The sequence below is a fragment of the Bacteroidia bacterium genome (assembly GCA_026932145.1).
Classification (GTDB): domain Bacteria; phylum Bacteroidota; class Bacteroidia; order J057; family JAIXKT01; genus JAIXKT01.
On sequence record JAIXKT010000054.1, the window covers coordinates 100,291 to 122,486 of the forward strand.

The window sequence follows — 22,196 nt, forward strand, 5'->3', positions numbered from 1 at the left end:
TTTTACTAATTTTGTTTTCAAGAGTTTCTATTAGCTCTGGTTTTTTATTATGCGTAATTTTATTTTTTCACGATTGCGAAGTTGGCGTTTGGCGCTGACGGTTGCTGTGGTTTCGTTAGGCTTAGCCTCATCTGCCACAGCTCAGGTAAATGGTTACACCGCTACTACCGGTACGGGAGCTACTTGGGAAAACCTAAGTGGTGGAACCATTATTATGTCTGCTTCTAATGACGATATTCCTTCAGTGGTTCAGAACATTGGGTTTAACTTTAACTTCGGGGGCACTGTTTACACCCAGTATTCAGTATCACCGGACGGTTTTTTGAAGTTTGGCGGGATAGCTGCTTCTTCTCAGTACACGAATACGAATAGTGCTACGAACCAGCCTAAACTATTTCCTTGGTGGAATGATTTGGCTCTGGGGGGATCTGGTTTAGGCGGGGAGATTCGGTATCAGGTTTTTGGTACAGCCCCTAACCGGAAGTTGGTAATCCAGTGGTATGTTACGATTCCGCGAAGCACAAGTGCTGCCGCCAATGCTCAGTTTCAGGTTACTCTTTCAGAGGGCACTAACACCATTCAATATGTATATGGTTCACCGAATACAGCAACGGACGGAATGTCAGGTGCTTCTATCGGGATTTCTACGAGCACTACTGACTTTATCAGCTTAGATGCTGCTCGTGTACCCAGCACAACCGTTTTTACTACCTCTATAACTAACTATAATGGGACAAATTATCCCTATGTGTTGTTTACGCCGCCGCCATGTCAGGATCCGCCTACGGCAGGTACGGCTGTTAGCTCTGTGCCTAAGGCTTGTGCTAACGTTGCGTTTTCCTTAAACCTAACTGGCCAGTCCGGTGGGGTTCAGACCTACCAGTGGCAGTCTTCTCCGAACGGTTCTTCTTGGTCAGATATTAGTGGAGCTACTTCTGTTCCGTATAGTGCTACCCAGACATCAGCTACTTATTATCGTTGCAAAGTAACCTGTGGTTCAACGGTTTCATCTGTTTCTGTATTTGTAGATATGGAAGCCCCGAATAACTGCTACTGCACGCCTACGTATTCAAACGCTTGTACCAGTGATGATAAAATCACGAACTTTACCTTTTCTAACATTAATAATACTTCCGATTGCTCACCACAGAATTATAATTACTATTCCGGTTTGACGGCCAATGTTTATACCGGCTTATCTTATCCAACATCATTTACCTTTGGCTATGCAGGTCAAGGTTGTAAGGTTTGGGTAGATTTCAATGACAATGGTAGTTTTGAAGATGCCGGAGAAATGGTATTTAGCCTGCAAGCTACAAGTTCTGTTAGTGGTACGATCGTTATTCCGGGTAATGCTCCTGCGGGTGTTCACCGGATGCGCGTTCGTTGTGTTTGGAACACCCTTACCTTTACCTCTTGTAGTGCCCAATCTTACGGAGAGACAGAAGACTATAATATTAACATAGTAGCGGGTTCTCCTTGTGTGGATCCCCCTACTGCCGGTACTGCTAACAGTACTTTACCTAAGGTTTGTTCCGGTTCATCATTTTCAGTATATCTCACGGGTAATTCTAATGGTTTAAACCAGACTTATCAGTGGCAGTCTTCTCCGAATGGTTCTTCTTGGTCAAATATCACCGGAGCTACCGATACATTTAGGGTTGCTACCCAGACATCAGCTACTTATTATCGTTGCAATGTAACCTGTGGTTCAACGGTTTCATCTGTTTCTGTATTTGTAGATATGGAAGCCCCGAATAACTGCTACTGCACGCCTACGTATTCAACCGGCTGCACTGATGATGATGATATTATTAATTTTACTTTTTCTAACATTAACAATACTTCTACCTGTTCTCCTGGCCCGTCATATTATACTTACTATTCCGGTTTAACGGCCAATGCGGCTGCTGGTTCTTCTTATCCGGTGTCTGTTACATTTGGTAATAATACTTATAGTGAAGGTTGTAAGGTTTGGGTAGATTTCAATGACAATGGTAGTTTTGAAGATGCCGGAGAAATGGTATTTAGCCTGCAAGCTACAAGTTCTGTTAGTGGTACGATCGTTATTCCGGGTAATGCTCCTGCGGGTGTTCACCGGATGCGCGTTCGTTGTGTTTATGGTAATCTTACCTTTACCTCTTGTGATAATCAATCTTACGGAGAGACTGAGGATTATAAGATTAACATCACGATACCTGCCTGCCCTGCTCCTTATGCGTTGGCCGCTACTAACATTTCTTTGACGACTGCCGATTTGACATGGTCAGGCTCCGGTCAAGGAAGCTATATTTTAGAATGGGGACCACTTGGTTTTGTTCAGGGTACCGGCACTACCGTTAATCCGGCTACTTCTCCGGTATCTTTAAGTGGCTTGAATCCCGGAACTGATTATTCTTTCTATGTACGGCAAGATTGCGGTATTGACGGCTTGAGCACTGTTACCGGCCCGAGTAATTTCCAGACACAAACTCCCGGTGAATCTTGCGTAACTGCCTCTACTATAGCTACTTATCAGGACTCAGCATCTATTGTTATTACAGTAATTAACTCTGGTGCTTCCCAAGATGGCCCGAATGCAAATTGTTCCAGTGGTAGTGGAAATGTCCCTGATGATGACCGTTGGGTTAAGTTTATTGCTCCGAATACGACTAACAAGTTACGTGTTCGTTCCTATCCGGGTAATAATTCTGACTGGGTTATGGAAGTATGGGATGGTTGTCCGGGTTCAGGGAGCGTAATAGCTTGCTCTGATGATGGCCCCGGAAATAATCTTATGCCCCTAACTGACCTCTGCGGCTTAACACCCGGAAATGCTTACTATGTACGTTTGTGGTCATGGGCTACTGGCCTTGTAGGCAGAACTTGTAGTTTGGCTATCTTTGAGACCACACCATGCCCCGTTCCACCACCAAACGACCAGTGTATCAATGCTACTATGTTGAATGTAAATCCTAGCTGTGTTTCAACCAATGGAACTACAATTGCAGCTTCTTCAGGTGCAAATCCCTCTGCAAGTTGTAATATGTACGGTGCTAAGAACGATGTTTGGTACAAGTTCAATACCGGCTGTAATACCAATATTGGCATTACAGTAGCTACTTCTACCGGAACTCATGGATTTAATTTGAATTCAGACTGCAGCGGAACACAAGTTGGCAGTAATTGTAATACTTCACAAGGTACTTTAAACTACACTGGCTTAGTACGTTATACAGATTACTATGTAAGAGTATGGTCAATACCGGGTAGCGAAGGTAATTTTACTGTTTGTGTAACTGGTACTCTTGGTGTACCACCTATCATTACCTCAACTACACCGGATAGCCGCATAGGTGCAGGTGTCGTTAATTTAGGTGCCACTTCATCTTTTGGCAGCGTTAGATGGTATGACCAACTTATCGGAGGCACTTTATTATTTACCGGAAATTCTTATAGCCAAGTTATTAGTAATACTACAACTTATTATGTAGAGGCTTTCGGAGATTGTGCATCACCTACACGCACCGCAGTTACTGCAACGGTTATGCTTCCTTATGTCGTAAACACGATGACAGCAATCAACATCACCCATAATGGTGCTTCACTTAATTGGACTTACAATGGAAATACTCCTTGTGATTCAGTTAAAGTGTATATCAAGAAATCCATAGCTAATAGCTGGTTTAAGATTGAGACGTTATCTGGTGCTCCACTAAATTTCCAACGTCAACAATTGCAGGCAAATACAAACTACTTATGGCAATGCCAGACATTCTATAATGGAACCGGATATTGGGGGCCTACATCAACCTTTACTACTGCCGGAATCTGCGCTTCATTCACTGGAACTAACGAAACTAATGTAACTGACAGTGCTGCTACGCTTAACTGGCTCACATCAGGGACACCGGATAGCGTTAAAGTACTATATCGTAGAACGGGAAGTAACAACTGGGCTTCTGTAACCACTACCAATGCTTATGTTGCACTTACTGGCCTTTGGCAAGCAACTAATTATGAGTGGAAAGCTCAGACATACTGTAATGGTGTTATTAATACTACTTCTAATTTAGATAACTTCACTACATTACCTACTTGTGAGATACCAACTAATTTAGCAAATGCTTATTATTCACCTACTCAGCGGAAACTTTCTTGGGATCTTATATCAGGAGCATCGAGCTACAATATACAGTGGCGTTTACAAGGTAATCCTAACTGGATATCTATTATGAATAATGTAGATACGACCCGTAATTTAGGTGGTTTATCTGAAAGCAGTACCTATGAGTGGCGTGTACGTACCAATTGTAATGGCAGCTATGGTCCATGGTCATCCATAAATACGTTTACACACGTAAATACCAAGACTATGGGAGCTACTGCCTTAAATGCTGTTGTGTATCCTATTCCGACCCGTAACGGATATGTATCTGTTCGCTTCCAAGGCGAAGCCGGTATGAGTTACAATATTTTGGTAACAGACGTAACCGGTCGCGTAATAGCTACTCAAAACGGCACAGCCGAACTCTCCAATGATATATTAGTAAACCTAAATGGTGCATCCTCAGGCGTTTACAACCTATCATTAAGATGTGGCGAATCTACCTTTAATCATAAAGTAGTTGTTGAGTAATCATAACCACTTTGTGTTATTAACCATAAAGCCCGCATTTGCGGGCTTTATGGTTTTACTGGCTTTTAAATAATAGCGGATTTTTTCATATTGTATGTGCCAATTTAAACTGTAACTTTGCGTCAATAATCAAAATAGGAGTTAATCTATGGCCCGCGTTGAAATGGTAATGCCCAAAATGGGCGAAAGTATCATGGAAGCAACTATTCTTAAATGGACAAAAAAGATAGGTGATGTTATTGAAACCGATGAATCTATTCTTGAAATTGCTACTGATAAAGTAGATTCAGAGGTGCCTTCCCCAAGTGGCGGAACATTAGCCGAAATATTATTTCCGGAAGGTGCAGTTGTTCCAGTAGGAACTGTTATTGCAGTGCTTGAAACCAATGCCACTAACAATACAGCTTCAAAGACTAATACAAAACCGGAACTCACCACAAATAAGGAAGTTATATCTAAGATTGCCAGTTCTTCCGATGCGTTACAACCCGTTTTGACAAACCTTTTATTAGAAAAACCACAGTCCGGCCGGTTTTATTCTCCCTTAGTTATGAATATTGCCAAAGAAGAAGGAATTTCTACAGACGAACTGGATAGAATCCCCGGAACAGGTAATGAAGGTAGAGTTACGAAAAAAGATATTCTGCAATATTTAGAACTTAAAAAAGCCGGTAATCTTACCGGAACGAATGCTTCAACAGTTCCACCGGTTATTCAGTTAGACAAACCGGTAAATAACACCCAAAAGATTGTTACAGAATCAGTTGCTACTCCAGTCTCTACTCCCAAAAAATCATTTTCCTTTAATGGTAATTTTGAAATAATCGAGATGGACAGGATGCGGAAAGTGATAGCCGAAAATATGCTGTATTCTAAGCAGACTTCCCCGCATGTAACTTCATTTGTAGAGGCAGACGTTACCAACTTGGTTTTGTGGAGAGAGAAAAATAAATCTATTTTCGAGAAAAAATATGGGGAAAAGCTAACCTTCACACCGATGTTTGTAGAGGCCGTTTGCAAGGCGATTCGGGATTTACCGATGGTTAATATTTCGGTAGATGGCGATAAAATTATTGTTAAGAAAGATATAAACATAGGCGTTGCGGTTGCGCTACCTACGAATAACTTGATTGTTCCTACTTTGCGCCGCGCAGATAAGTTAAACTTAGCCGGTTTAGCTGCCAGCGTGAATGACTTAGCTAACCGTGCGAGAATCAACAAGTTGTCTTTTACTGACTTAGAAGATGGAACTTTTACAATTTCTAATGTAGGTACTTTTGGGAATGTTATGGGAACTCCTATAATTATGCAGCCGCAGTGTGCGGTATTGGCTACCGGTGCTATTCGGAAAAAGCCGGCTGTTTTGGAAACCCCCACAGGAGATGTAATCGCAATCCGGCATTTGATGTTTTTATCCCATTCTTACGACCACCGCGTTATTGACGGAGCATTAGGCGGAACTTTCGTTCGTAGAGTGGCTGACTACTTAGAAGCGTGGGATATTAATAGAGAAGTCTAAGAAAACGTTCGGAAAAACTACTAAAATGCTGATGTTAGGGTTGCTAACTTAGTCAGTTCTGATTTCCACTTCCACTCTTCTGTTTCTTTTTCTACCTTCTTCGGTTTCGTTACTTTCGATGGGGCGTGTGTTTCCAAAACCTCTTGGCGTTATTCTATCCGAATTTATTCCTTTGCTAATCAAATAGTTTGTAACTGCCTGAGCACGTTGTAGCGAAAGTTGATTGTTTTTTGATTCGTCAGAGTTACCTCTATCAGTGTGCCCGTTTAGATAAATTCGGATAGTAGGGTTATCTTTAAGCCATTTGGCAGCTTTGTCAAGTTCAGGATAGGATTCCGGAAGCATTTCATCTGATGCAGACTTAAATACAACATTTTCAAAAGCATAAACTTCTGCTTTTTTAGTCCAGATGACACCATCAGTTTCAACATTCGTTTGATAAGCAAGATTTAATGTAACACCATTAAATTCACCAAAATCTTTGCTAAAAGTTAATTTATATCGAGCTAAGCCGATGATAGTATCTGGATCATCTTTTTTAGATCCATTGAGAATCATGGTTTTAGCAAGTGGGTCATAACTTCCACGCACAAATTCAGTGGCTTTTTTTCCTATATCAGAAAGAGAGTAGGGCGGTTCAGGGGGGAAAGGCATTTTACTTAGTTCCCAATAAAAAGCGCCTTCTATTTTATTGTTTTCTAATTCTTGCAGGTGAACTTCAAAAATGAATAGGAATTGATTGTTATAGTCTTTATCGCCGCGCCATTCGCCGCGCCAGACAGCATTTCTGGGAAAAGCACTTCGTTTAGCCGGAGGCGCTAAGCCTTCTAATAATGATATTGGCAAGGAAGGGACTTTTTTGCTGTTTTGGGTGTATCCGGCAGATGCAAATATGCAAATAATGAAAAAGAACCCCCATTTTAACCCAATACTTAATGAAATAGACTTTTTCATTTTTTAGTTAAATTGATAAAACACAAAGTTAGTTGGTATTTGCACAAGAAGATAGAAAGCAGAATCCTAAAATACCTTTTTACGAAGTAGAATTACTTTTATTCAAACTTACTAACTTCGCAGCGCGGAACTTAAAAAAATATGAGAGAAGGTTATGAAATGATAATTGGGTTGGAAATTCACTGCCAGTTATTGACTGAAAGTAAGATGTTTTGCCCTGAAGCAGCTTTGTATGGAGAGCAACCCAATACAGTATTATCGCCCGTTTCTTATGGGCATCCGGGTGCCTTGCCTTCCATTAACTACAATGCGTATTTATATGCGATTCGTGCCTGCTTAGCAACCCATTGCAAGGTGGCGGAATCTACTTATTTTGCCCGAAAAAATTATTTTTACCCCGATCTCCCTAAGGGCTATCAAATTACCCAAGATAAAACTCCCATAGGGTTAGGTGGTTACATTAATATTCGGTTAAAAGATAATTCATCTAAGAGAATAGGTATAACGCGCATTCACATAGAAGAAGATGCCGGTAAGAGTTTACATGACCAAGATTTGTATGACACATTATTAGACTTAAATCGGGCTGGCGTGGGGCTGATAGAAATTGTGAGCGAGCCGGATATGCGAAGCCCGGAGGAGGCGGCAACTTATGTTTCAGAAATACGAAAGCTGGTGCGATACATCAGTATCTGTGACGGAAATATGGAAGACGGCAGCCTGCGGGTAGATGTAAACGTATCCGTCCGCCCAAAAGGTGAGCAAAAATTTGGAAAACGAGTTGAAATCAAAAATATGAACTCAATTTCTAATTTAACAAAAGCAATTGATTATGAAGCAGAAAGACAAATAAAAGAAATAGAATCCGGTAATATTATTTTACAGCAAACACGCACTTGGGATGTGGCGAAGGGAGTAACGATGATCATGAGGGATAAGGAAACCGCAGACGACTACCGTTATTTTCCAGAGCCGGATTTACTACCCGTTTTTATGGGTAAGCAGGATATTATAGCAGTAGAAAAGACCTTACCTCCGCTCCCGGAAGTCCTTTATCCAAAATATACCCAAGAATTAGGACTTTCAGACTTTGATGCCCAAGTAATTACAGAGCAAAGAGATGTCGCTTTATACTTTGAAGACTTATTAACGCATAATATTGAACCCAAAATAGCTGCAAATTGGATTCTGGGGCCAGTAAAAAACTATCTTAATGAACAAGCCATTGACATTAACCAAATAACAATTAAACCAAATATATTAGCCAGTTTAATCAATTTGGTATCAGAGGGAAAAGTTAGCTTAACAATTGCTAAAGAATATATTTTTCCATTGTTACCTAATGCTACACAAACGCCTTTTGAAATTGCGAAGGAAAATAATTGGCTGTTATCGGTAAATGAAGATGCCATAAAAGTTGCCATAGCGCAGGTTTTAGCAGAATTTCCCCAAAAAGTAGTGGAGTTTAAGGCTGGGAAGGTAGGCTTATTGGGGTTTTTTGTAGGTAAAGTTATGGACCTAACCTTAAAGCAAGCAGATCCAAAAGTGATTAACCAGCTTGTTCGGCAGGCACTTGATAGCTAAAAAATATCAATGCTAAATTGCATAGCTAATGTATAGTACTGTTAGTCAGGTATTTTATATTTTATGCTGGATATTTTCACCATACTTTATCCAGAAAGCTTGTAAGCGTTGGGTTTATTTAGATGCCGTAGGCCCTGTGGTATTATGCTATACTGCCGGATTTATGTTAAGCCAAATATTTCAGGCTTCAACGGATTTAGCCCAGCGGATTTCGGAAGTTGCGCTATCATTAGGGATGCCTTGCTTACTATTTTCAGTAAGCGTTCGTAGATGGTTTATGGAAAGCCGCCGGTTTTTAGTGGGATATGCACTGGCGGTTGTAGCGGTATGTGCCTCAGCAATCATAACTTGTATAGTAATCTTTCCAAATTATATAGATAATGCAGAAATGGCGGGTATGTTAGTAGGAGATTATACCGGTGGCACACCCAATTTAATTGCTATCGGAAAGGCTCTTCAGGTTCCGGAAACATTATTGGTAAACATGAATACGGTGGATGTACTGATTGGCGGAGGGTATTTTTTGCTGTTATTAGGCCCATTACCTAAAGTACTGAAAAAAATATTTGAATTTCGGGGAAAAACGATGTTTAACCAAGAAACTAACCAAATTTTGGATAATAATGTTATCCAAAACCCTTCTTGGAAACATTATGTATTAGGTATCATACTCGCTGCTATTGGTGCGGGAATAACACTTGGGGCTTCGGAGCTGATTTATGGGTCATTAAATCCGGTATTTGTGATTTTGGGGATTACTTCCGTAGCGATAGCTTTTTCGCTAATTCCGGCTATTCACAAATTACCGGGTACACACATTGCGGGAGAATACTTAATATTAATGTTTTGTGTAGGTATGGGCGGAATGGTTAGCCTTGAGCAAATGGGTAATATGGGCGGAGAAGTAGCTCAGTTTATGGGCAGTGTACTATTGCTGTCAATTATTTTTCACTACATAAGCTGTTGGATAGTAGGTATAGATTCTGATGTTACTATTGTTACAAACGTAGCGGCGATATTTAATCCGGCGTTTGTTCCTCCGGTAGTTCAGGCTATTAAGAAGCCGGAAATGCTTTTTTCTGGAATTGCAATGGGGCTTTTGGGCTTTGCTATCGGAAATTATCTTGGAATAACATTATCTCTCTGGCTTCGCTCAATATTATCAAATGGATGAGTTATCTAAGCCTCGCCTGAAAGTTTTATTTTATGCCGTAAACGGCTTAGGCTTAGGGCATCTTACGCGGATGATGTCTTTATGGCAGGGGTTTTTGCATCAGCAGAAATATTTGATAGAACCTTTTTTTTTAACTACATCACACGCGAGTAATTTATTATGCCGCTATAAGATACCTTATGTACAGTTTCCATCTAAAACAGCCGTCTCTCAAAACCCAACGTGGGGCTATCGGGCTATTGGAAGACTCTATCAAGCCTTAGTGAATGATGTATATGACCAATTTCGCCCGCATATACTTATCGTAGATACGTTGGTGTTAGGCTCTCATTTTGACTTAGCAAATTTGCTGCGCTTTGGTAATGCTTACAAAGTTTATGTACACCGTGCACGCAAACAAGACGCATACGATGCAGGAACAATTCAAGCTCAACGGTTTTATGACTTAATTATAGCACCGCATTATCGAGGCAGCGAGATAATCCCTTTACCGATAGAACACGACATACCTTTATACTGGAGCGGGCCGTTATTTTTTGCAGGGAATCCAGTATCAAGACCAGACGTTAGAAACTACCTAAATGCCCGTCCAGATGAAAATATAGTGCTCATTACCTTAGGTGGCGGCGGAGATACCTCTAATCAAGAACTTTTTCAAGAAATTCTGCGGCTGATAACGGCTTTACCAAATACCAAAATATTATTAGGGAGAGGCCCTTTAGATAGCCAAAATTTAAAAATAACCTCCAAGAATATTATAGAAACGAACTATTTTCCGCTATCAGAATGGTATAGCGGAATAGATTGGGCAATATCGGCAGCAGGCTACAACGCCTTTCATGAGTTACTACACGCCGGAATAGCGACTATTTTTATCCCGCGCCAAAGAGGATTGGATGACCAATATTTTCGAGCAAAACGCGCAGCTGAATCAGAAGCAGCCTTCTTAGTAAACCCAGAACAAGAAATTATTCCCCAACTAAAAAATATACTTCCCTTAATAGCAAACCCTGAAGTACGAAAAAAAATTTGCCGTAATGCTCAAAACTATGTACCCACTAATCATACCGCAGATATTGCAGCAGAGATTATAGCTCAATATACAGAACTCCAAAATACTGTTAATTAGTAAATTGCATTAATAGAGCTAATAATTTTTAGAATACTTTTAAAAGTGAATAAAAAAATAAAAATAATTTGACTTTAAACAGAATAAGTCTGTAACTTTGCAGTCCAAATCCCGAAAGTGGATATTCTGATTTTGAAGCGAATATATGCCAACTATACAACAACTTATTCGTACGGGTCGTGAGACAAAAACGTGGAAAACGAAGTCTCCGGCGTTAGCATCGTGCCCACAAAAACGTGGAGTATGTACCCGTGTTTACACAACCACTCCCAAGAAGCCAAACTCAGCCCTACGCAAAGTAGCTAAAGTAAAGTTGGTCAATGGCTATGAAGTGATTGCTTACATTCCCGGCGAAGGTCATAACTTACAAGAACACTCAATAGTATTGATTCGTGGCGGTAGGGTAAAAGACTTACCAGGAGTGCGTTATCACATCGTTCGCGGTGCATTAGACACTGCAGGTGTAAATAACCGTAAACAAAGCCGCTCTAAATACGGAACAAAGAAAAATGTTAAACCAGCCGCTAAACCCGGAAGCAAAAAATAAGCCTAAATAATTAATTTCCATGAGAAAGCAGCGAGCTATTAAGCGAGAAATTACTCCAGATCCGAAATACAACAGCGAACTTGTAGCAAGATTCGTTAATACAATGATGGTTGATGGCAAAAAAAGTGTTTCATACCGTATTTTTTGTAACGCAATAGATATTGTAGAGCGTAAATTAGAACAACCCGGCTTAGAAATATTTCACAGAGCCGTAGAAAATGTGATGCCTTTGGTTGAAGTAAAAAGCCGTAGAGTAGGAGGCGCAACATTCCAAGTACCTACCGAAATCCGCCCAGACCGCCGTATATCCGTCGGTATCAAATGGATTATCAACTACAGCCGCAAAAGAGGTGAAAAATCAATGCAAGATCGCCTCGCTGCCGAACTTATTGCCGCTTCCAAAGGAGAAGGAGCATCAGTAAAGAAAAAAGACGATACCCACCGTATGGCCGAAGCTAACAAAGCCTTTTCCCACTTTCGTTTCTAACCAAATATGTCCCAAGATAAATTCTCAAAAGTTGACCTGCATAATACCCGAAATATTGGGATTATGGCGCACATTGATGCCGGCAAAACAACTACTAGTGAGCGCATTTTGTATTACACAGGACTTGTTCATAAAATTGGAGAAGTTCATGAAGGCGCAGCTACTATGGACTGGATGGAACAGGAACAGGAACGCGGAATTACAATTACCTCGGCAGCTACTACCACTTACTGGAAATATAGAGATAAACCTTATCGAATTAACCTAATAGACACTCCCGGACACGTAGATTTTACCGTTGAAGTAGAGCGTTCTTTACGGATATTAGATGGCGCAGTAGCGTTATTCTGCTCCGTAGGCGGAGTTCAGCCACAATCAGAAACAGTTTGGAGACAAGCTAATAAATACAAAGTCCCACGGCTCGCTTTCGTGAACAAAATGGATAGAGCAGGCGCAGACTTCTTTAAAGTAGTAACACAAATTAAAGAACGCCTAAAAGCTAATCCAATCCCACTACAAGTTCCTATTGGCAGTGAAGATACCTTTCGCGGTGTTGTTGACTTAATAACCAAACAAGCAATTATCTGGAACGAGCATGATAAAGGAATGACATACGAAGTAGTTCCAATACCACAAGACCTCGTTGAAGATGTAGAAAATTGGAGAAGATTCCTAATCGAACAAGTAGCCGAATTCGATGATTCCTTGATGGAAAAATATTTTACAGATGAAACTACCATCACCGAAGATGAACTAAATGAAGCAATAAAAAAAGCGACCCATGCATTTAAGGTTACACCTGTAATGTGCGGATCTTCTTTCAAAAACAAAGGAGTTCAAACGATGTTAGATGCAGTTATTAAGTTTCTACCATCTCCTTTGGATATGCCACCAACGATAGGAAGCGACCCTAAAACCGGTGAATCTATTACTCGTAACCCCAACAAAAATGAGCCTTTTACAGCATTAGCATTTAAGATTATGACTGATCCGTATGTAGGACGTTTAGCATTTTTTAGGGTATATTCCGGCACATTAGATAGTGGATCATACGTCTTAAATACCCGCACGGGTGAAAAAGAACGTATCAGCCGCATCTTACAAATGCACGCTAATAAACAGAATCCTATTGATAGCGTAGAAGCTGGAGATATTGCGGCAGCCGTAGGATTTAAAAATATACGGACAGGAGACACCTTGTGTGCATTAGATAGCCCCATTATTTTAGAATCTATATCTTTCCCTGAACCAGTTATAGAACTTGCAGTAGAGCCTAAAACTCAGGCTGATGCCGACAAAATGTCCACAGCTCTCCAAAAACTATCAGAAGAAGATCCAACTTTCCGAGTAAAAACCGACGAAGAATCTGGACAAACAATTATATCCGGTATGGGTGAACTTCACCTCGAGATTATCATGGATAGAATGAAGCGGGAGTTCAAAGTAGAGGTTAATGAAGGCCAACCACAGGTTGCTTACAGAGAAACTATAACTAAAAATAAAGTTCACCGCGAACTATTCAAAAAACAATCTGGTGGTCGTGGAAAATTCGCCGATATTCACGTAGAATATTCCCCTATTGAAGGCTATAAAGGATTTGAATTTGTTAATGAAATCAAAGGTGGCGTAATCCCCAAAGAATATATTCCGTCTATTGAAAAAGGTATAAGAGGCGCACTTACAGACGGAGTAATAGCAGGATTTCCAGTTGAAGGAATTCGCGTTCGGCTATTTGACGGCTCTTATCATGAGGTTGACTCGGATGCTTTATCTTTTGAACTCTGCGGACGTTATTCAGTGCGCGCAGCTTGCTCAGAAGCCGGCCCGATTATCCTTGAACCTATTATGAAGGTAGAGGTAGAAACCCCAGACGATTATATGGGTCCCATTGTAGGAGACCTAAACCGCCGCAGAGGCCAGATTAATTCAATGACATCTCGATATGGTATGCAAGTAGTAGTTGCATTAGTGCCACTATCAGAAATGTTTGGCTATGTAACACAACTTAGAACCCTATCTTCGGGAAGAGCTATTTCTACAATGGAGTTTTCTCATTATGAACCAACTCCAAGAAATATTCAAGAAGAAGTAGTTGCTAAATCAAAGGGAATTAAAGAAAGTCAAAAAGCATAAAATTCATGAAGCAGCGCATCCGTATCAAATTAAAATCATACGACCATACTCTGGTAGATCGGTCAGCAGAAAAAATTGTTAAAACAGTAAAGAGTACCCAAGCTATAGTTAGCGGCCCAATACCACTGCCTACAGAGAAGAAAATTATTACCGTAAACCGCTCACCACACGTAAACAAAGAATCTCGTGAGCAGTTTCAGGTGTGTACTCACAAAAGACTTATAGATATATTAAGTTCAAGTAGTAAAACAGTTGATGCTCTGATGAAGTTAGAGCTTCCAAGTGGTGTAGATGTAGAAATTAAAGTTTAGTAATCATGGCGGGAATAATAGGGAAAAAGCTGGGAATGACCAGCATATTTGATGAAGATCGCCGACAAATAGCATGTACGGTTATTTTGGCAGGTCCTTGCGTTGTTACGCAAATCAAAACAAATGAAAAAGATGGCTACGAAGCAGTTCAGTTGGCCTTTGATGATAAGAAAGAAAAAAATACTTCCCAACCTTTATTAGGGCATTTTAAGAAAGCTACTACGACTCCAAAGCGTAAACTCGCTGAGTTTGAATTAGATGTAACTACTTATGCCTTAGGAGACACTGTGTCTGCATCATCCTTTACAGAGGGTGATTTAGTTGATGTTGTTGGTACCTCTAAAGGAAAAGGTTTTCAAGGAGTAGTTAAGAGACACGGTTTTGCGGGCGTTGGAGGCCAAACACACGGCCAACATAATAGATTACGCGCCCCCGGTTCTATGGGCGCAGGCTCAGATCCATCTCGGGTATTTAAAGGAAAAAAACTCGGCGGAAGAATGGGTAATCAACGGACTACAATATCTAATCTGCGTGTACTGCGTGTCTTGTCAGATAAAAACGTAATTATTGTTTCCGGAAATATCCCCGGTGCTAATGGTTCTTATGTATTGATAAAAAATTAAGTATGGAATTACCAGTTTATTCGGTTCAAGGAAAGACTACCGGTGCTTCTATTGTTTTAGAGGACTCTATTTTTGCAATAGAACCAAATGATCACGCGATATATTTGGACGTTCGGATGCTTCAGGCAAATCAACGTAGAGGCACACACAAAACTAAAGATCGCTCAGAAGTACGAGGAAGTACTAAAAAGCCATTCAAACAAAAAGGCACTGGAAATGCCCGGCAAGGACAAAGAAGAAGCCCACTTTTTAAAGGAGGTGGAACGATTTTTGGCCCTCGCCCAAGAGATTACTCCTTTTCTATTAACAAAAAGGTAAAGAAACTGGCCAGAAAAAGCGCATTAACCTATAAAGCACGGGAAAGTAAAATCATTATAGTCGAAAGTTTCTCCATCGAAAAACCCAAAACAAAAGATTTTATAAAAATATTAAAAAACTTTAACCTTGAAAGTTCAAAAGTTTTATTAATTTTGCCGTCCCAAAACAAAAACGTGCACTTGTCAGCCAGAAATATTTCGACAGCTCAGGTACAACCTGCGTTACAATTTACAACAATAGATGTATTACATTGTGACCAGCTTATTATAGTTAAAGATGCTGTTAATCAATTAAATACATTATTAGCATAACTATGTCAATTATCATAAAACCCATTCAGACAGAAAAAACTACGAAGATAGGGCAAAAACATAAAAAATATGTTTTTGAGGTTGGTCTTAGTGCTAATAAAATAGAGATACGTAAGGCAATCGAAACTATGTTTGGGGTTATTGTGGAATCTGTGCAGACAAATATCACTATAGGTAAAAGCAGAAGTAGAATGTCTAAACGTGGCTTCATTCAAGGGAAGTCTTCTAACAGAAAAAAAGCAACAATAACCTTAAAAGAGGGTCAGGAAATTAATTTTAACGAAAATTTAAGCTAAGCAAAAAATGGGTATTCGTAAACTTCGCCCCTTAACTCCCGGTCAACGTTTCCGCTCTGTGTCTGATTTCTCAGAAATCACCACAGATAAGCCAGAACGTTCCTTATTAACAACTATTTCAAAATCTGGCGGAAGAAATGGTGTAGGCCGTATGACTGTACGCTATGTAGGAGGCGGTCATAAAAAACGGTATCGTATTATTGACTTCAAGCGCAATAAACATGGTGTTCCGGCAGTAGTTAAAACTATAGAATATGATCCACATCGTTCCGCAAGGATAGCATTACTTTTCTATAAAGACGGTGAAAAACGTTATATTATTGCACCAGATAAGTTGAAAGTTGGGCAGACAGTAGTATCTGGTACGGGTAGCGAACCTTCAGTCGGAAATGCTTTACCATTAAAAGAGATTCCATTAGGTGCTATTATTCACAATATTGAACTACAGCCCGGAAAAGGTGCAGCGATGGCACGTAGTGCCGGCACTCATGCCCAGTTGAGTGCAAAGGAAGGACGTTATGCCACCTTAAAATTACCATCCGGAGAAACAAGATTAGTACTAAATGACTGTTTAGCAACTATTGGATCTGTTGGAAATGCTGACCACATGAATATATTGTTGGGTAAAGCTGGTAGAAACCGTTGGTTGGGGCGTCGTCCACGCGTACGAGGAGTCGCTATGAACCCGGTAGATCATCCAATGGGCGGAGGTGAAGGAAAAGCCTCCGGTGGCCACCCACGTTCCAGAAATGGAATCAAGGCAAAAGGCCAAAAAACACGTAATAAAAAGAAAGTTTCATCAAAACTGATTATTTCTCGTCGCAAAAAGTAATTAATTTATGCCACGTTCACTAAAAAAAGGCCCATTTATAGAGCCTACTTTAGAACGGAAAGTTCTAAAAATGAATGAAAAGGGTGAGAAAAAAGTTATCAAGACATGGTCTCGCCGCTCTATGATATCACCTGATTTTGTAGGTCATACTTTTTCTGTTCACAATGGGAGGAGCTTTATTCCTGTACTTGCAACAGAAAATATGGTAGGGCATAAGTTAGGTGAGTTTGCCCCAACACGCACATTTAAAGGTCACGCAGGCTCTAAAAACGCCAAAGGTAACAGTAAAGGGAAAAAAAGCTAATGGAAGCAAGTGCAACTAAAATGACCCGCAAAGAAAAAATTGCGGCAGGTATAGAAAAGCCAATTAAAAAAAATAAACGCATACAAGCTAAGTATAAGGGTGCAAAAAAATCTGAATGCAAGGTATTCCTATCAGATGAACGGACATCCCCGCGTAAAATGCGTCTGTTGGCAGATGCTATCAGAGGGAAAAAATTATCCGATGCCCTTAACTTTTTAGCACTCTCCCCAAGACACGCTTCAACCCCGCTTAGAAAACTGCTTTTAAATGGTTATCATTCATATATCCAAAAATTTGAGCAGTTAGAGCAAGATGAACTCTTTGTATCTCTAATTATGGTAGATGGTGGACCAATGCTGAAAAGACTACGCCCCGCACCTCAAGGACGTGGCCACAGAATCAGAAAAAGATCTAACCATGTTACAGTTGTTTTAAATCAGATAATCGAAAAGAATTAATATGGGCCAAAAGACACACCCTATTGGACTACGCTTAGGAATCATAAAAGGCTGGGAATCAAATTGGTTTGGCGGCACAAAATATGCTGAAAAACTTATTGAAGACGAAAAAATTCGCAACTATATTAGAAAACGCATTCCAAGAGCTGGAATTTCTAAAATTGCCATAGAAAGAACCTTAAAAAGGGTCATCGTAACTGTGCATACTTCCCGCCCTGGTATTGTTATTGGAAAGAGTGGATCTGAAGTAGATAAGTTGAAAGATGAACTCAAAAAAATGACTCAAAAAGATGTTCAGTTGAATATTTTTGAAATTAAGAGGCCGGAGTTAGATGCCCGATTAGTAGCCGATAATATCGTACAACAATTAGAGTCAAGGGTTTCATTTAGAAGAGCAATGAAATCAGCGATTACTGCGACTATGCGGGCTGGTGCAGAAGGTATTAAGGTGATATGTTCCGGACGTTTAGGTGGAGCAGAAATGGCGAGAACAGAGTCTTACAAGGAAGGCCGTGTACCGCTGCATACTTTACGCGCAGATATTGATTATGCTTTATCAGAAGCCCTAACTATTTACGGAATTATAGGCGTTAAAGTATGGGTTTTCCGTGGTGAAATTTACGGAAAAGTTGATTTAGCCCCTACTGCTGCTACCAACCAATCTAATAATAGATCGGCTAATAATGCCAATAGAGAAAATCGTCCCGAAAAGAGACAATTTAGGGAAAGAGATAATAATAGAGAACGCCGCCCGAAACGAAAATAATTAAGCAAGAAAATGTTACTTCCAAAAAGAACTAAATTCCGTAAGCAACAAAAAGGCCGCGTAAAAGGAATGGCAACACGCGGTGCGGAAATAGCGTTTGGTTCCTACGGTCTTAAATCATTAGACCCACTATGGATAACCAGTCGCCAAATAGAATCAGCTCGTATTGCCCTAACACGTTATTTAAAACGCGAAGGTCGAGTTTGGATTCGAATATTTCCAGATAAACCAATTACCAAAAAACCTGCAGAAGTACGTATGGGAAAAGGTAAAGGAAGCCCCGAATTCTGGGTAGCAGTAGTGAAACCCGGTACAATATTATTTGAAGCAGACGGAATCGCCGCAGATGCAGCTAAAGAAGCTATGCGCCTAGCAGCACAAAAACTTCCCGGTAAAATGAAATTTGTAACCCGTAGAGATCTCTGATTATGACTAATATTGAACTAAGAGAATTTTCTGATAACGACTTGACTAATATGGTAATAGAAGATAAAGCTGCATTAGATAAACTCAAGTTTGCCCATTACGTATCCGGAATAGAAAATCCGGCAAAAATCATGCAACTGCGCCGCAAAATAGCACGCATTAAAACAATTTTAACACAACGAAAGAAAGGAATTCGCTAATATTATGGAAGTTACTTCAGAAAATCAAGCAGAAAAACCCCTTGATAGAAATCATAGAAAAGAACGAATCGGCAAAGTAACTAGCAATAAAATGGCTAAATCTATTGTTGTTTCTGTTCAGCGAAAAATAGAACATCCTATTTACCGTAAATACATTAAGCGGACAACAAAATTTGTTGCCCATGACGAAAATAATGATGCGAATATTGGTGACACTGTCCGCATTATGGAAACGCGCCCATTGAGCAAAACGAAACGTTGGAGATTAGTTGAAATTTTAGAGAGAGCTAAGTAATTATGATACAGCAAGAATCACGACTAAAAGCCGCAGATAACAGCGGAGCTAAAGAGTTACTTTGTATCCGAGTACTGGGAGGTACTAGACGCCGTTATGCTACGCTTGGCGATAAGATAGTTTGTTCGGTAAAATCGGCTATGCCAAACGCTGCCATAAAAAAAGGAGATGTCGTTAAGGCAGTGATAGTTCGCACCAGAAAAGAAGTTCGTAGAAAAGACGGTTCTTATATCCGCTTTGACGAAAATGCAGCCGTTATAATCAATGCGATGAACGAACCAAGAGGTACGCGCATATTCGGTCCTGTTGCCAGAGAACTCCGAGAAAAACAGTTTATGAAAATTATTTCTTTAGCCCCAGAAGTTATATAAGATAATGATTAAGAATACTTTATATCCAAAACACAAAAAATTACACGTCAAAACAGGGGACTTAGTAAAGGTTTTGTCAGGAGATTACAAAGGTGTTGAGGCAAGAATTGTTAGAATGTATCCAACAAAGCAGACAGCTATTGTTGAGGGAGTTAATATTATCAAAAAGCGTATGAAGCCAGATCAACAGAACCCTAACGGAAGGGTGTTAGAAATGGAGTCTCCAATACGAGTTTGCAAACTACAGCTAATTGACCCCAAAACCGGCAAAAGCACTCGGATTGGAAGAGTTAGAAACCCTAATGGAAGGGGATTAATTCGTGTCAGCAAAAAAACTAAACAGCCAATTTAAATTCTGATTTCATTATGGCTTACATAATTCGATTAAAAAAAGATTATACAGAAAGAATTGCCGGAGAATTAAAAACGCAATTCAGCTATAAAAATATTATGCAGATTCCCCGTATCGAGAAAGTAGTTTTATCTCGTGGAATGGGAAAGGCAGTGGCAGACAAGAAGTTAATAGAGCATTCAGTAAATGAAATTGCACAAATAGCTGGTCAGAAACCTATAATATGCCGCTCTAAGAAAGATATATCAAACTTTAAACTGCGTGCAGGAGTTCCGATAGGTTGCAAAGTTACTTTGCGTGGGGACAAAATGTATGAGTTTTTAGATAGACTTATAAATATATCTTTACCAAGAACTCGCGATTTTAGAGGCTTACAAAGTAAAGGCTTTGACGGCAGAGGAAACTATAACTTAGGTATTCGTGAGCAAATTATTTTCCCGGAAATTGACGTTGATAAAATATACGAAATTATGGGAATGGATATAACAATTGTAACTACAGCTAAGACGGATGCTGAGGCTTATGCTTTACTAAAAGCGTTCGGAATGCCCTTTAAAGAGAATAAATAATATGTCTAAACGTTCTATAATTGCACGTCAAGCTAAGCGTGAAAAGTTGGTAGCTAAGTATGCAGCTAAACGTAAAGCGCTAAAAGAAGCAGGTGAGTATCAAAAACTTGCTCTACTGCCGAGGGATTCAAGTCCTGTTCGGCTTAAGAATCGCTGTAAACTAACCGGCCGCCCCAAAGCCTATATTCGTATGTTCGGCCTATCACGTATTAAATTTAGAGAATTAGCCCTCGCCGGCAAAATCCCAGGTGTAACAAAAGCAAGTTGGTAATTTTATGACAGACCCTATAGCAGATTTGCTCACAAGAATAAGAAATGCAAGTGCTGTAAAACACAGACTTGTTGTAGTACCAGCCTCCAATATAAAATTGGCTATTTTGCAGGTAATGTGTGACTCCGGCTACATATCGAATTTTAAGAAATTTGATAAAGATACCGAAAATAAGTTTCCAGTAATAAAGATTGCACTTAAATATGATGCAATAACTCGTGAACCGGCAATCCAACACATCAAACGTGTTTCCAGACCCGGATTAAGAATCTATAAAAATTGTGAAGAACTCCCAAGAGTATTGAACGGCCTTGGAATAGCCATTGTCTCTACTTCAAAAGGAGTTATGAGTGATAAACAAGCCCGTACCAATCATGTTGGAGGGGAAGTTTTGTGTACTATTTATTAAAGTTATATGTCCCGAATTGGTAAAGCTATTATAAAAATTCCCGCAAGTGTTTCAATTTCAAGGGTAGGCGGAATGGTAACTGTTAAAGGTCCTAAGGGAACTCTTACCCAGTATGTCCACCCAGATATTACTTATACACTTGAAAACGGTGATTTGCAAGTGCAACGGCCTTCAGACCAAAAACGCCACCGTGAATTACACGGCCTCTATAGAAGTTTGTTAAATAATCTCGTTACCGGTGTAACAGAAGGATTTTCAAAAGAAATGGAACTAATTGGTGTGGGTTATAAGGCAGAAGCCAAAGGCCAGATTTTAGAGATGTCTTTGGGGTTTTCTCATGGTATTCAGTTTGTTATGCCCGAAGGTATTACTGTGGCTACAGAAACCCTTAAGGGACAACCACCCAAAATAACGCTAAAATCAATTGATAAACAACTTTTAGGTTTTGTAGCAGCTAAAATACGAACTTTGCGTCCACCAGAGCCTTACAAAGGAAAAGGTATTCGTTTTGTAAAAGAAGTGATTCGTCGTAAAGCTGGAAAAACATCAGGTAAAGGGGGTAAAAAATAAAATTTTATGTCAAATCAAAAAGAACTTCGTAGAGTGCGCATAAAACAAGGAATACGTAAGCGTATGTTAGGTACGGTTGAACGTCCAAGACTTTCTGTTTTTCGCAGCAATAATCATATTTACGCACAAATTATTGATGATACTACTGGCAAAACCTTAGTTTCCTCTTCTTCAAATACCAAATCTTTATTGGAACATACCGGAACAAAAACAGAGATTAGTATGCAGGTGGGTAAAGCATTGGCTGAAAGAGCTTCTGCATCAGGTATTACCAAAATTGTTTTTGATAGAAACGGGTTCAAGTATCATGGGCGTATAAAAGCATTAGCTGAAGGTGCCCGTGAAGGAGGTTTATTGTTTTAATTGTTA

At 39.9% G+C, this 22,196-nt stretch carries 27 protein-coding genes; 26 read left to right on the top strand and 1 reads right to left on the bottom strand.

All coding sequences use genetic code 11. From position 1 onward, the window contains the following. Positions 1-49 precede the first annotated feature (49 nt). The gene (locus LC115_12220) at positions 50-4,618 is read left to right on the top strand and encodes a GEVED domain-containing protein (protein ID MCZ2357430.1); all 4,569 of its coding nucleotides are present in this window, start codon (positions 50-52) and stop codon (positions 4,616-4,618) included. 148 nt (positions 4,619-4,766) lie between these two features. Further along, on the top strand, positions 4,767-6,137 hold the full coding sequence (locus tag LC115_12225) for a 2-oxo acid dehydrogenase subunit E2 (protein ID MCZ2357431.1): 1,371 nt from the start codon (positions 4,767-4,769) through the stop codon (positions 6,135-6,137). 48 nt (positions 6,138-6,185) lie between these two features. On the opposite strand, the gene LC115_12230 is transcribed toward LC115_12225, so the two are convergent. Next, entirely contained in the window at positions 6,186-7,091 is a 906-nt protein-coding gene (locus LC115_12230; GenBank protein MCZ2357432.1) for an OmpA family protein, read from the bottom strand. 141 nt (positions 7,092-7,232) lie between these two features. Between LC115_12230 and gatB the strand changes: the two genes are divergently transcribed. From gatB to rplR, 24 genes are all read left to right on the top strand, one after another. Next, on the top strand, positions 7,233-8,675 hold the full coding sequence (gatB, locus tag LC115_12235) for an Asp-tRNA(Asn)/Glu-tRNA(Gln) amidotransferase subunit GatB (protein MCZ2357433.1): 1,443 nt from the start codon (positions 7,233-7,235) through the stop codon (positions 8,673-8,675). A 28-nt stretch (positions 8,676-8,703) separates the two neighbouring features. Next, entirely contained in the window at positions 8,704-9,849 is a 1,146-nt protein-coding gene (locus LC115_12240) for a DUF819 family protein (protein MCZ2357434.1), read from the top strand. After that, a complete protein-coding gene (locus LC115_12245) occupies positions 9,842-10,978 on the top strand; it encodes a hypothetical protein (protein MCZ2357435.1) in 1,137 nt (378 codons plus the stop codon). The genes LC115_12240 and LC115_12245 overlap by 8 nt, the downstream gene beginning before the upstream one ends. Positions 10,979-11,123: 145 nt before the next feature. Beyond that, complete coding sequence (gene rpsL / locus LC115_12250) at positions 11,124-11,525, top strand: 30S ribosomal protein S12 (GenBank protein ID MCZ2357436.1); 402 nt, start codon at positions 11,124-11,126, stop codon at positions 11,523-11,525. Between the two features lie 19 nt (positions 11,526-11,544). Continuing rightward, complete coding sequence (rpsG, locus tag LC115_12255) at positions 11,545-12,012, top strand: 30S ribosomal protein S7 (GenBank protein ID MCZ2357437.1); 468 nt, start codon at positions 11,545-11,547, stop codon at positions 12,010-12,012. A 6-nt stretch (positions 12,013-12,018) separates the two neighbouring features. Continuing rightward, positions 12,019-14,145 carry an elongation factor G gene (gene fusA, locus LC115_12260; protein ID MCZ2357438.1) on the top strand — a complete coding sequence of 709 codons (2,127 nt, stop codon included), beginning with the start codon at positions 12,019-12,021 and terminating at the stop codon, positions 14,143-14,145. A gap of 5 nt (positions 14,146-14,150) precedes the next feature. Beyond that, positions 14,151-14,456, top strand: a complete 306-nt coding sequence (gene rpsJ / locus LC115_12265; protein MCZ2357439.1) for a 30S ribosomal protein S10 — start codon at positions 14,151-14,153, stop codon at positions 14,454-14,456. Between the two features lie 5 nt (positions 14,457-14,461). Then, positions 14,462-15,079 carry a 50S ribosomal protein L3 gene (gene rplC / locus LC115_12270; GenBank protein ID MCZ2357440.1) on the top strand — a complete coding sequence of 206 codons (618 nt, stop codon included), beginning with the start codon at positions 14,462-14,464 and terminating at the stop codon, positions 15,077-15,079. Positions 15,080-15,081: 2 nt separating this feature from the next. Beyond that, entirely contained in the window at positions 15,082-15,708 is a 627-nt protein-coding gene (rplD, locus tag LC115_12275; GenBank protein MCZ2357441.1) for a 50S ribosomal protein L4, read from the top strand. 2 nt (positions 15,709-15,710) lie between these two features. Next, positions 15,711-16,004, top strand: a complete 294-nt coding sequence (rplW, locus tag LC115_12280; protein ID MCZ2357442.1) for a 50S ribosomal protein L23 — start codon at positions 15,711-15,713, stop codon at positions 16,002-16,004. 7 nt (positions 16,005-16,011) lie between these two features. After that, complete coding sequence (gene rplB, locus LC115_12285; GenBank protein ID MCZ2357443.1) at positions 16,012-16,836, top strand: 50S ribosomal protein L2; 825 nt, start codon at positions 16,012-16,014, stop codon at positions 16,834-16,836. 7 nt (positions 16,837-16,843) lie between these two features. Next, complete coding sequence (gene rpsS, locus LC115_12290) at positions 16,844-17,140, top strand: 30S ribosomal protein S19 (protein ID MCZ2357444.1); 297 nt, start codon at positions 16,844-16,846, stop codon at positions 17,138-17,140. Between the two features lie 20 nt (positions 17,141-17,160). Continuing rightward, positions 17,161-17,598, top strand: coding sequence for a 50S ribosomal protein L22 (rplV, locus tag LC115_12295; GenBank protein ID MCZ2357445.1), 438 nt, complete (start codon positions 17,161-17,163; stop codon positions 17,596-17,598). 1 nt (position 17,599) lies between these two features. Further along, positions 17,600-18,364, top strand: coding sequence for a 30S ribosomal protein S3 (rpsC, locus tag LC115_12300; GenBank protein MCZ2357446.1), 765 nt, complete (start codon positions 17,600-17,602; stop codon positions 18,362-18,364). Positions 18,365-18,376: 12 nt separating this feature from the next. Continuing rightward, a complete protein-coding gene (rplP, locus tag LC115_12305; protein ID MCZ2357447.1) occupies positions 18,377-18,790 on the top strand; it encodes a 50S ribosomal protein L16 in 414 nt (137 codons plus the stop codon). A gap of 2 nt (positions 18,791-18,792) precedes the next feature. Beyond that, entirely contained in the window at positions 18,793-18,990 is a 198-nt protein-coding gene (gene rpmC, locus LC115_12310) for a 50S ribosomal protein L29 (GenBank protein MCZ2357448.1), read from the top strand. A 4-nt stretch (positions 18,991-18,994) separates the two neighbouring features. Then, positions 18,995-19,285 carry a 30S ribosomal protein S17 gene (gene rpsQ / locus LC115_12315; GenBank protein ID MCZ2357449.1) on the top strand — a complete coding sequence of 97 codons (291 nt, stop codon included), beginning with the start codon at positions 18,995-18,997 and terminating at the stop codon, positions 19,283-19,285. A gap of 2 nt (positions 19,286-19,287) precedes the next feature. Next, the gene (rplN, locus tag LC115_12320) at positions 19,288-19,656 is read left to right on the top strand and encodes a 50S ribosomal protein L14 (GenBank protein MCZ2357450.1); all 369 of its coding nucleotides are present in this window, start codon (positions 19,288-19,290) and stop codon (positions 19,654-19,656) included. A 4-nt stretch (positions 19,657-19,660) separates the two neighbouring features. Further along, positions 19,661-20,008, top strand: a complete 348-nt coding sequence (gene rplX, locus LC115_12325; GenBank protein MCZ2357451.1) for a 50S ribosomal protein L24 — start codon at positions 19,661-19,663, stop codon at positions 20,006-20,008. Positions 20,009-20,022: 14 nt separating this feature from the next. Beyond that, complete coding sequence (gene rplE, locus LC115_12330; protein ID MCZ2357452.1) at positions 20,023-20,577, top strand: 50S ribosomal protein L5; 555 nt, start codon at positions 20,023-20,025, stop codon at positions 20,575-20,577. 1 nt (position 20,578) lies between these two features. Then, positions 20,579-20,848 carry a 30S ribosomal protein S14 gene (gene rpsN, locus LC115_12335; protein ID MCZ2357453.1) on the top strand — a complete coding sequence of 90 codons (270 nt, stop codon included), beginning with the start codon at positions 20,579-20,581 and terminating at the stop codon, positions 20,846-20,848. 4 nt (positions 20,849-20,852) lie between these two features. After that, a complete protein-coding gene (gene rpsH / locus LC115_12340; GenBank protein MCZ2357454.1) occupies positions 20,853-21,257 on the top strand; it encodes a 30S ribosomal protein S8 in 405 nt (134 codons plus the stop codon). 6 nt (positions 21,258-21,263) lie between these two features. Further along, complete coding sequence (gene rplF, locus LC115_12345) at positions 21,264-21,827, top strand: 50S ribosomal protein L6 (protein MCZ2357455.1); 564 nt, start codon at positions 21,264-21,266, stop codon at positions 21,825-21,827. A gap of 6 nt (positions 21,828-21,833) precedes the next feature. After that, positions 21,834-22,190: a 50S ribosomal protein L18 gene (gene rplR, locus LC115_12350; GenBank protein MCZ2357456.1), complete on the top strand. Its 357-nt coding sequence runs from the start codon at positions 21,834-21,836 to the stop codon at positions 22,188-22,190. Positions 22,191-22,196: the final 6 nt, after the last annotated feature.

Excerpts from the sequence above, each read along its gene's own strand:
- gatB (MCZ2357433.1), top strand. The coding sequence starts at position 7,233 with ATGAGAGAAGGTTATGAAATGATAATTGGGTTGGAAATTCACTGCCAG.
- LC115_12240 (MCZ2357434.1), top strand. The coding sequence starts at position 8,704 with ATGTATAGTACTGTTAGTCAGGTATTTTATATTTTATGCTGGATATTT.
- rpsQ (MCZ2357449.1), top strand. The coding sequence starts at position 18,995 with ATGGAAGTTACTTCAGAAAATCAAGCAGAAAAACCCCTTGATAGAAAT.
- LC115_12245 (MCZ2357435.1), top strand. The coding sequence starts at position 9,842 with ATGGATGAGTTATCTAAGCCTCGCCTGAAAGTTTTATTTTATGCCGTA.
- LC115_12230 (MCZ2357432.1), bottom strand. The coding sequence starts at position 7,091 with ATGAAAAAGTCTATTTCATTAAGTATTGGGTTAAAATGGGGGTTCTTT.
- rpsS (MCZ2357444.1), top strand. The coding sequence starts at position 16,844 with ATGCCACGTTCACTAAAAAAAGGCCCATTTATAGAGCCTACTTTAGAA.
- rpmC (MCZ2357448.1), top strand. The coding sequence starts at position 18,793 with ATGACTAATATTGAACTAAGAGAATTTTCTGATAACGACTTGACTAAT.
- rplX (MCZ2357451.1), top strand. The coding sequence starts at position 19,661 with ATGATTAAGAATACTTTATATCCAAAACACAAAAAATTACACGTCAAA.
- rplD (MCZ2357441.1), top strand. The coding sequence starts at position 15,082 with ATGGAATTACCAGTTTATTCGGTTCAAGGAAAGACTACCGGTGCTTCT.
- rplC (MCZ2357440.1), top strand. The coding sequence starts at position 14,462 with ATGGCGGGAATAATAGGGAAAAAGCTGGGAATGACCAGCATATTTGAT.
- LC115_12220 (MCZ2357430.1), top strand. The coding sequence starts at position 50 with ATGCGTAATTTTATTTTTTCACGATTGCGAAGTTGGCGTTTGGCGCTG.
- fusA (MCZ2357438.1), top strand. The coding sequence starts at position 12,019 with ATGTCCCAAGATAAATTCTCAAAAGTTGACCTGCATAATACCCGAAAT.
- rpsL (MCZ2357436.1), top strand. The coding sequence starts at position 11,124 with ATGCCAACTATACAACAACTTATTCGTACGGGTCGTGAGACAAAAACG.
- rplP (MCZ2357447.1), top strand. The coding sequence starts at position 18,377 with ATGTTACTTCCAAAAAGAACTAAATTCCGTAAGCAACAAAAAGGCCGC.
- rpsJ (MCZ2357439.1), top strand. The coding sequence starts at position 14,151 with ATGAAGCAGCGCATCCGTATCAAATTAAAATCATACGACCATACTCTG.
- rpsG (MCZ2357437.1), top strand. The coding sequence starts at position 11,545 with ATGAGAAAGCAGCGAGCTATTAAGCGAGAAATTACTCCAGATCCGAAA.
- rplR (MCZ2357456.1), top strand. The coding sequence starts at position 21,834 with ATGTCAAATCAAAAAGAACTTCGTAGAGTGCGCATAAAACAAGGAATA.
- rpsC (MCZ2357446.1), top strand. The coding sequence starts at position 17,600 with ATGGGCCAAAAGACACACCCTATTGGACTACGCTTAGGAATCATAAAA.
- rplV (MCZ2357445.1), top strand. The coding sequence starts at position 17,161 with ATGACCCGCAAAGAAAAAATTGCGGCAGGTATAGAAAAGCCAATTAAA.
- LC115_12225 (MCZ2357431.1), top strand. The coding sequence starts at position 4,767 with ATGGCCCGCGTTGAAATGGTAATGCCCAAAATGGGCGAAAGTATCATG.
- rpsN (MCZ2357453.1), top strand. The coding sequence starts at position 20,579 with ATGTCTAAACGTTCTATAATTGCACGTCAAGCTAAGCGTGAAAAGTTG.
- rplF (MCZ2357455.1), top strand. The coding sequence starts at position 21,264 with ATGTCCCGAATTGGTAAAGCTATTATAAAAATTCCCGCAAGTGTTTCA.
- rplB (MCZ2357443.1), top strand. The coding sequence starts at position 16,012 with ATGGGTATTCGTAAACTTCGCCCCTTAACTCCCGGTCAACGTTTCCGC.
- rplW (MCZ2357442.1), top strand. The coding sequence starts at position 15,711 with ATGTCAATTATCATAAAACCCATTCAGACAGAAAAAACTACGAAGATA.
- rplE (MCZ2357452.1), top strand. The coding sequence starts at position 20,023 with ATGGCTTACATAATTCGATTAAAAAAAGATTATACAGAAAGAATTGCC.
- rpsH (MCZ2357454.1), top strand. The coding sequence starts at position 20,853 with ATGACAGACCCTATAGCAGATTTGCTCACAAGAATAAGAAATGCAAGT.
- rplN (MCZ2357450.1), top strand. The coding sequence starts at position 19,288 with ATGATACAGCAAGAATCACGACTAAAAGCCGCAGATAACAGCGGAGCT.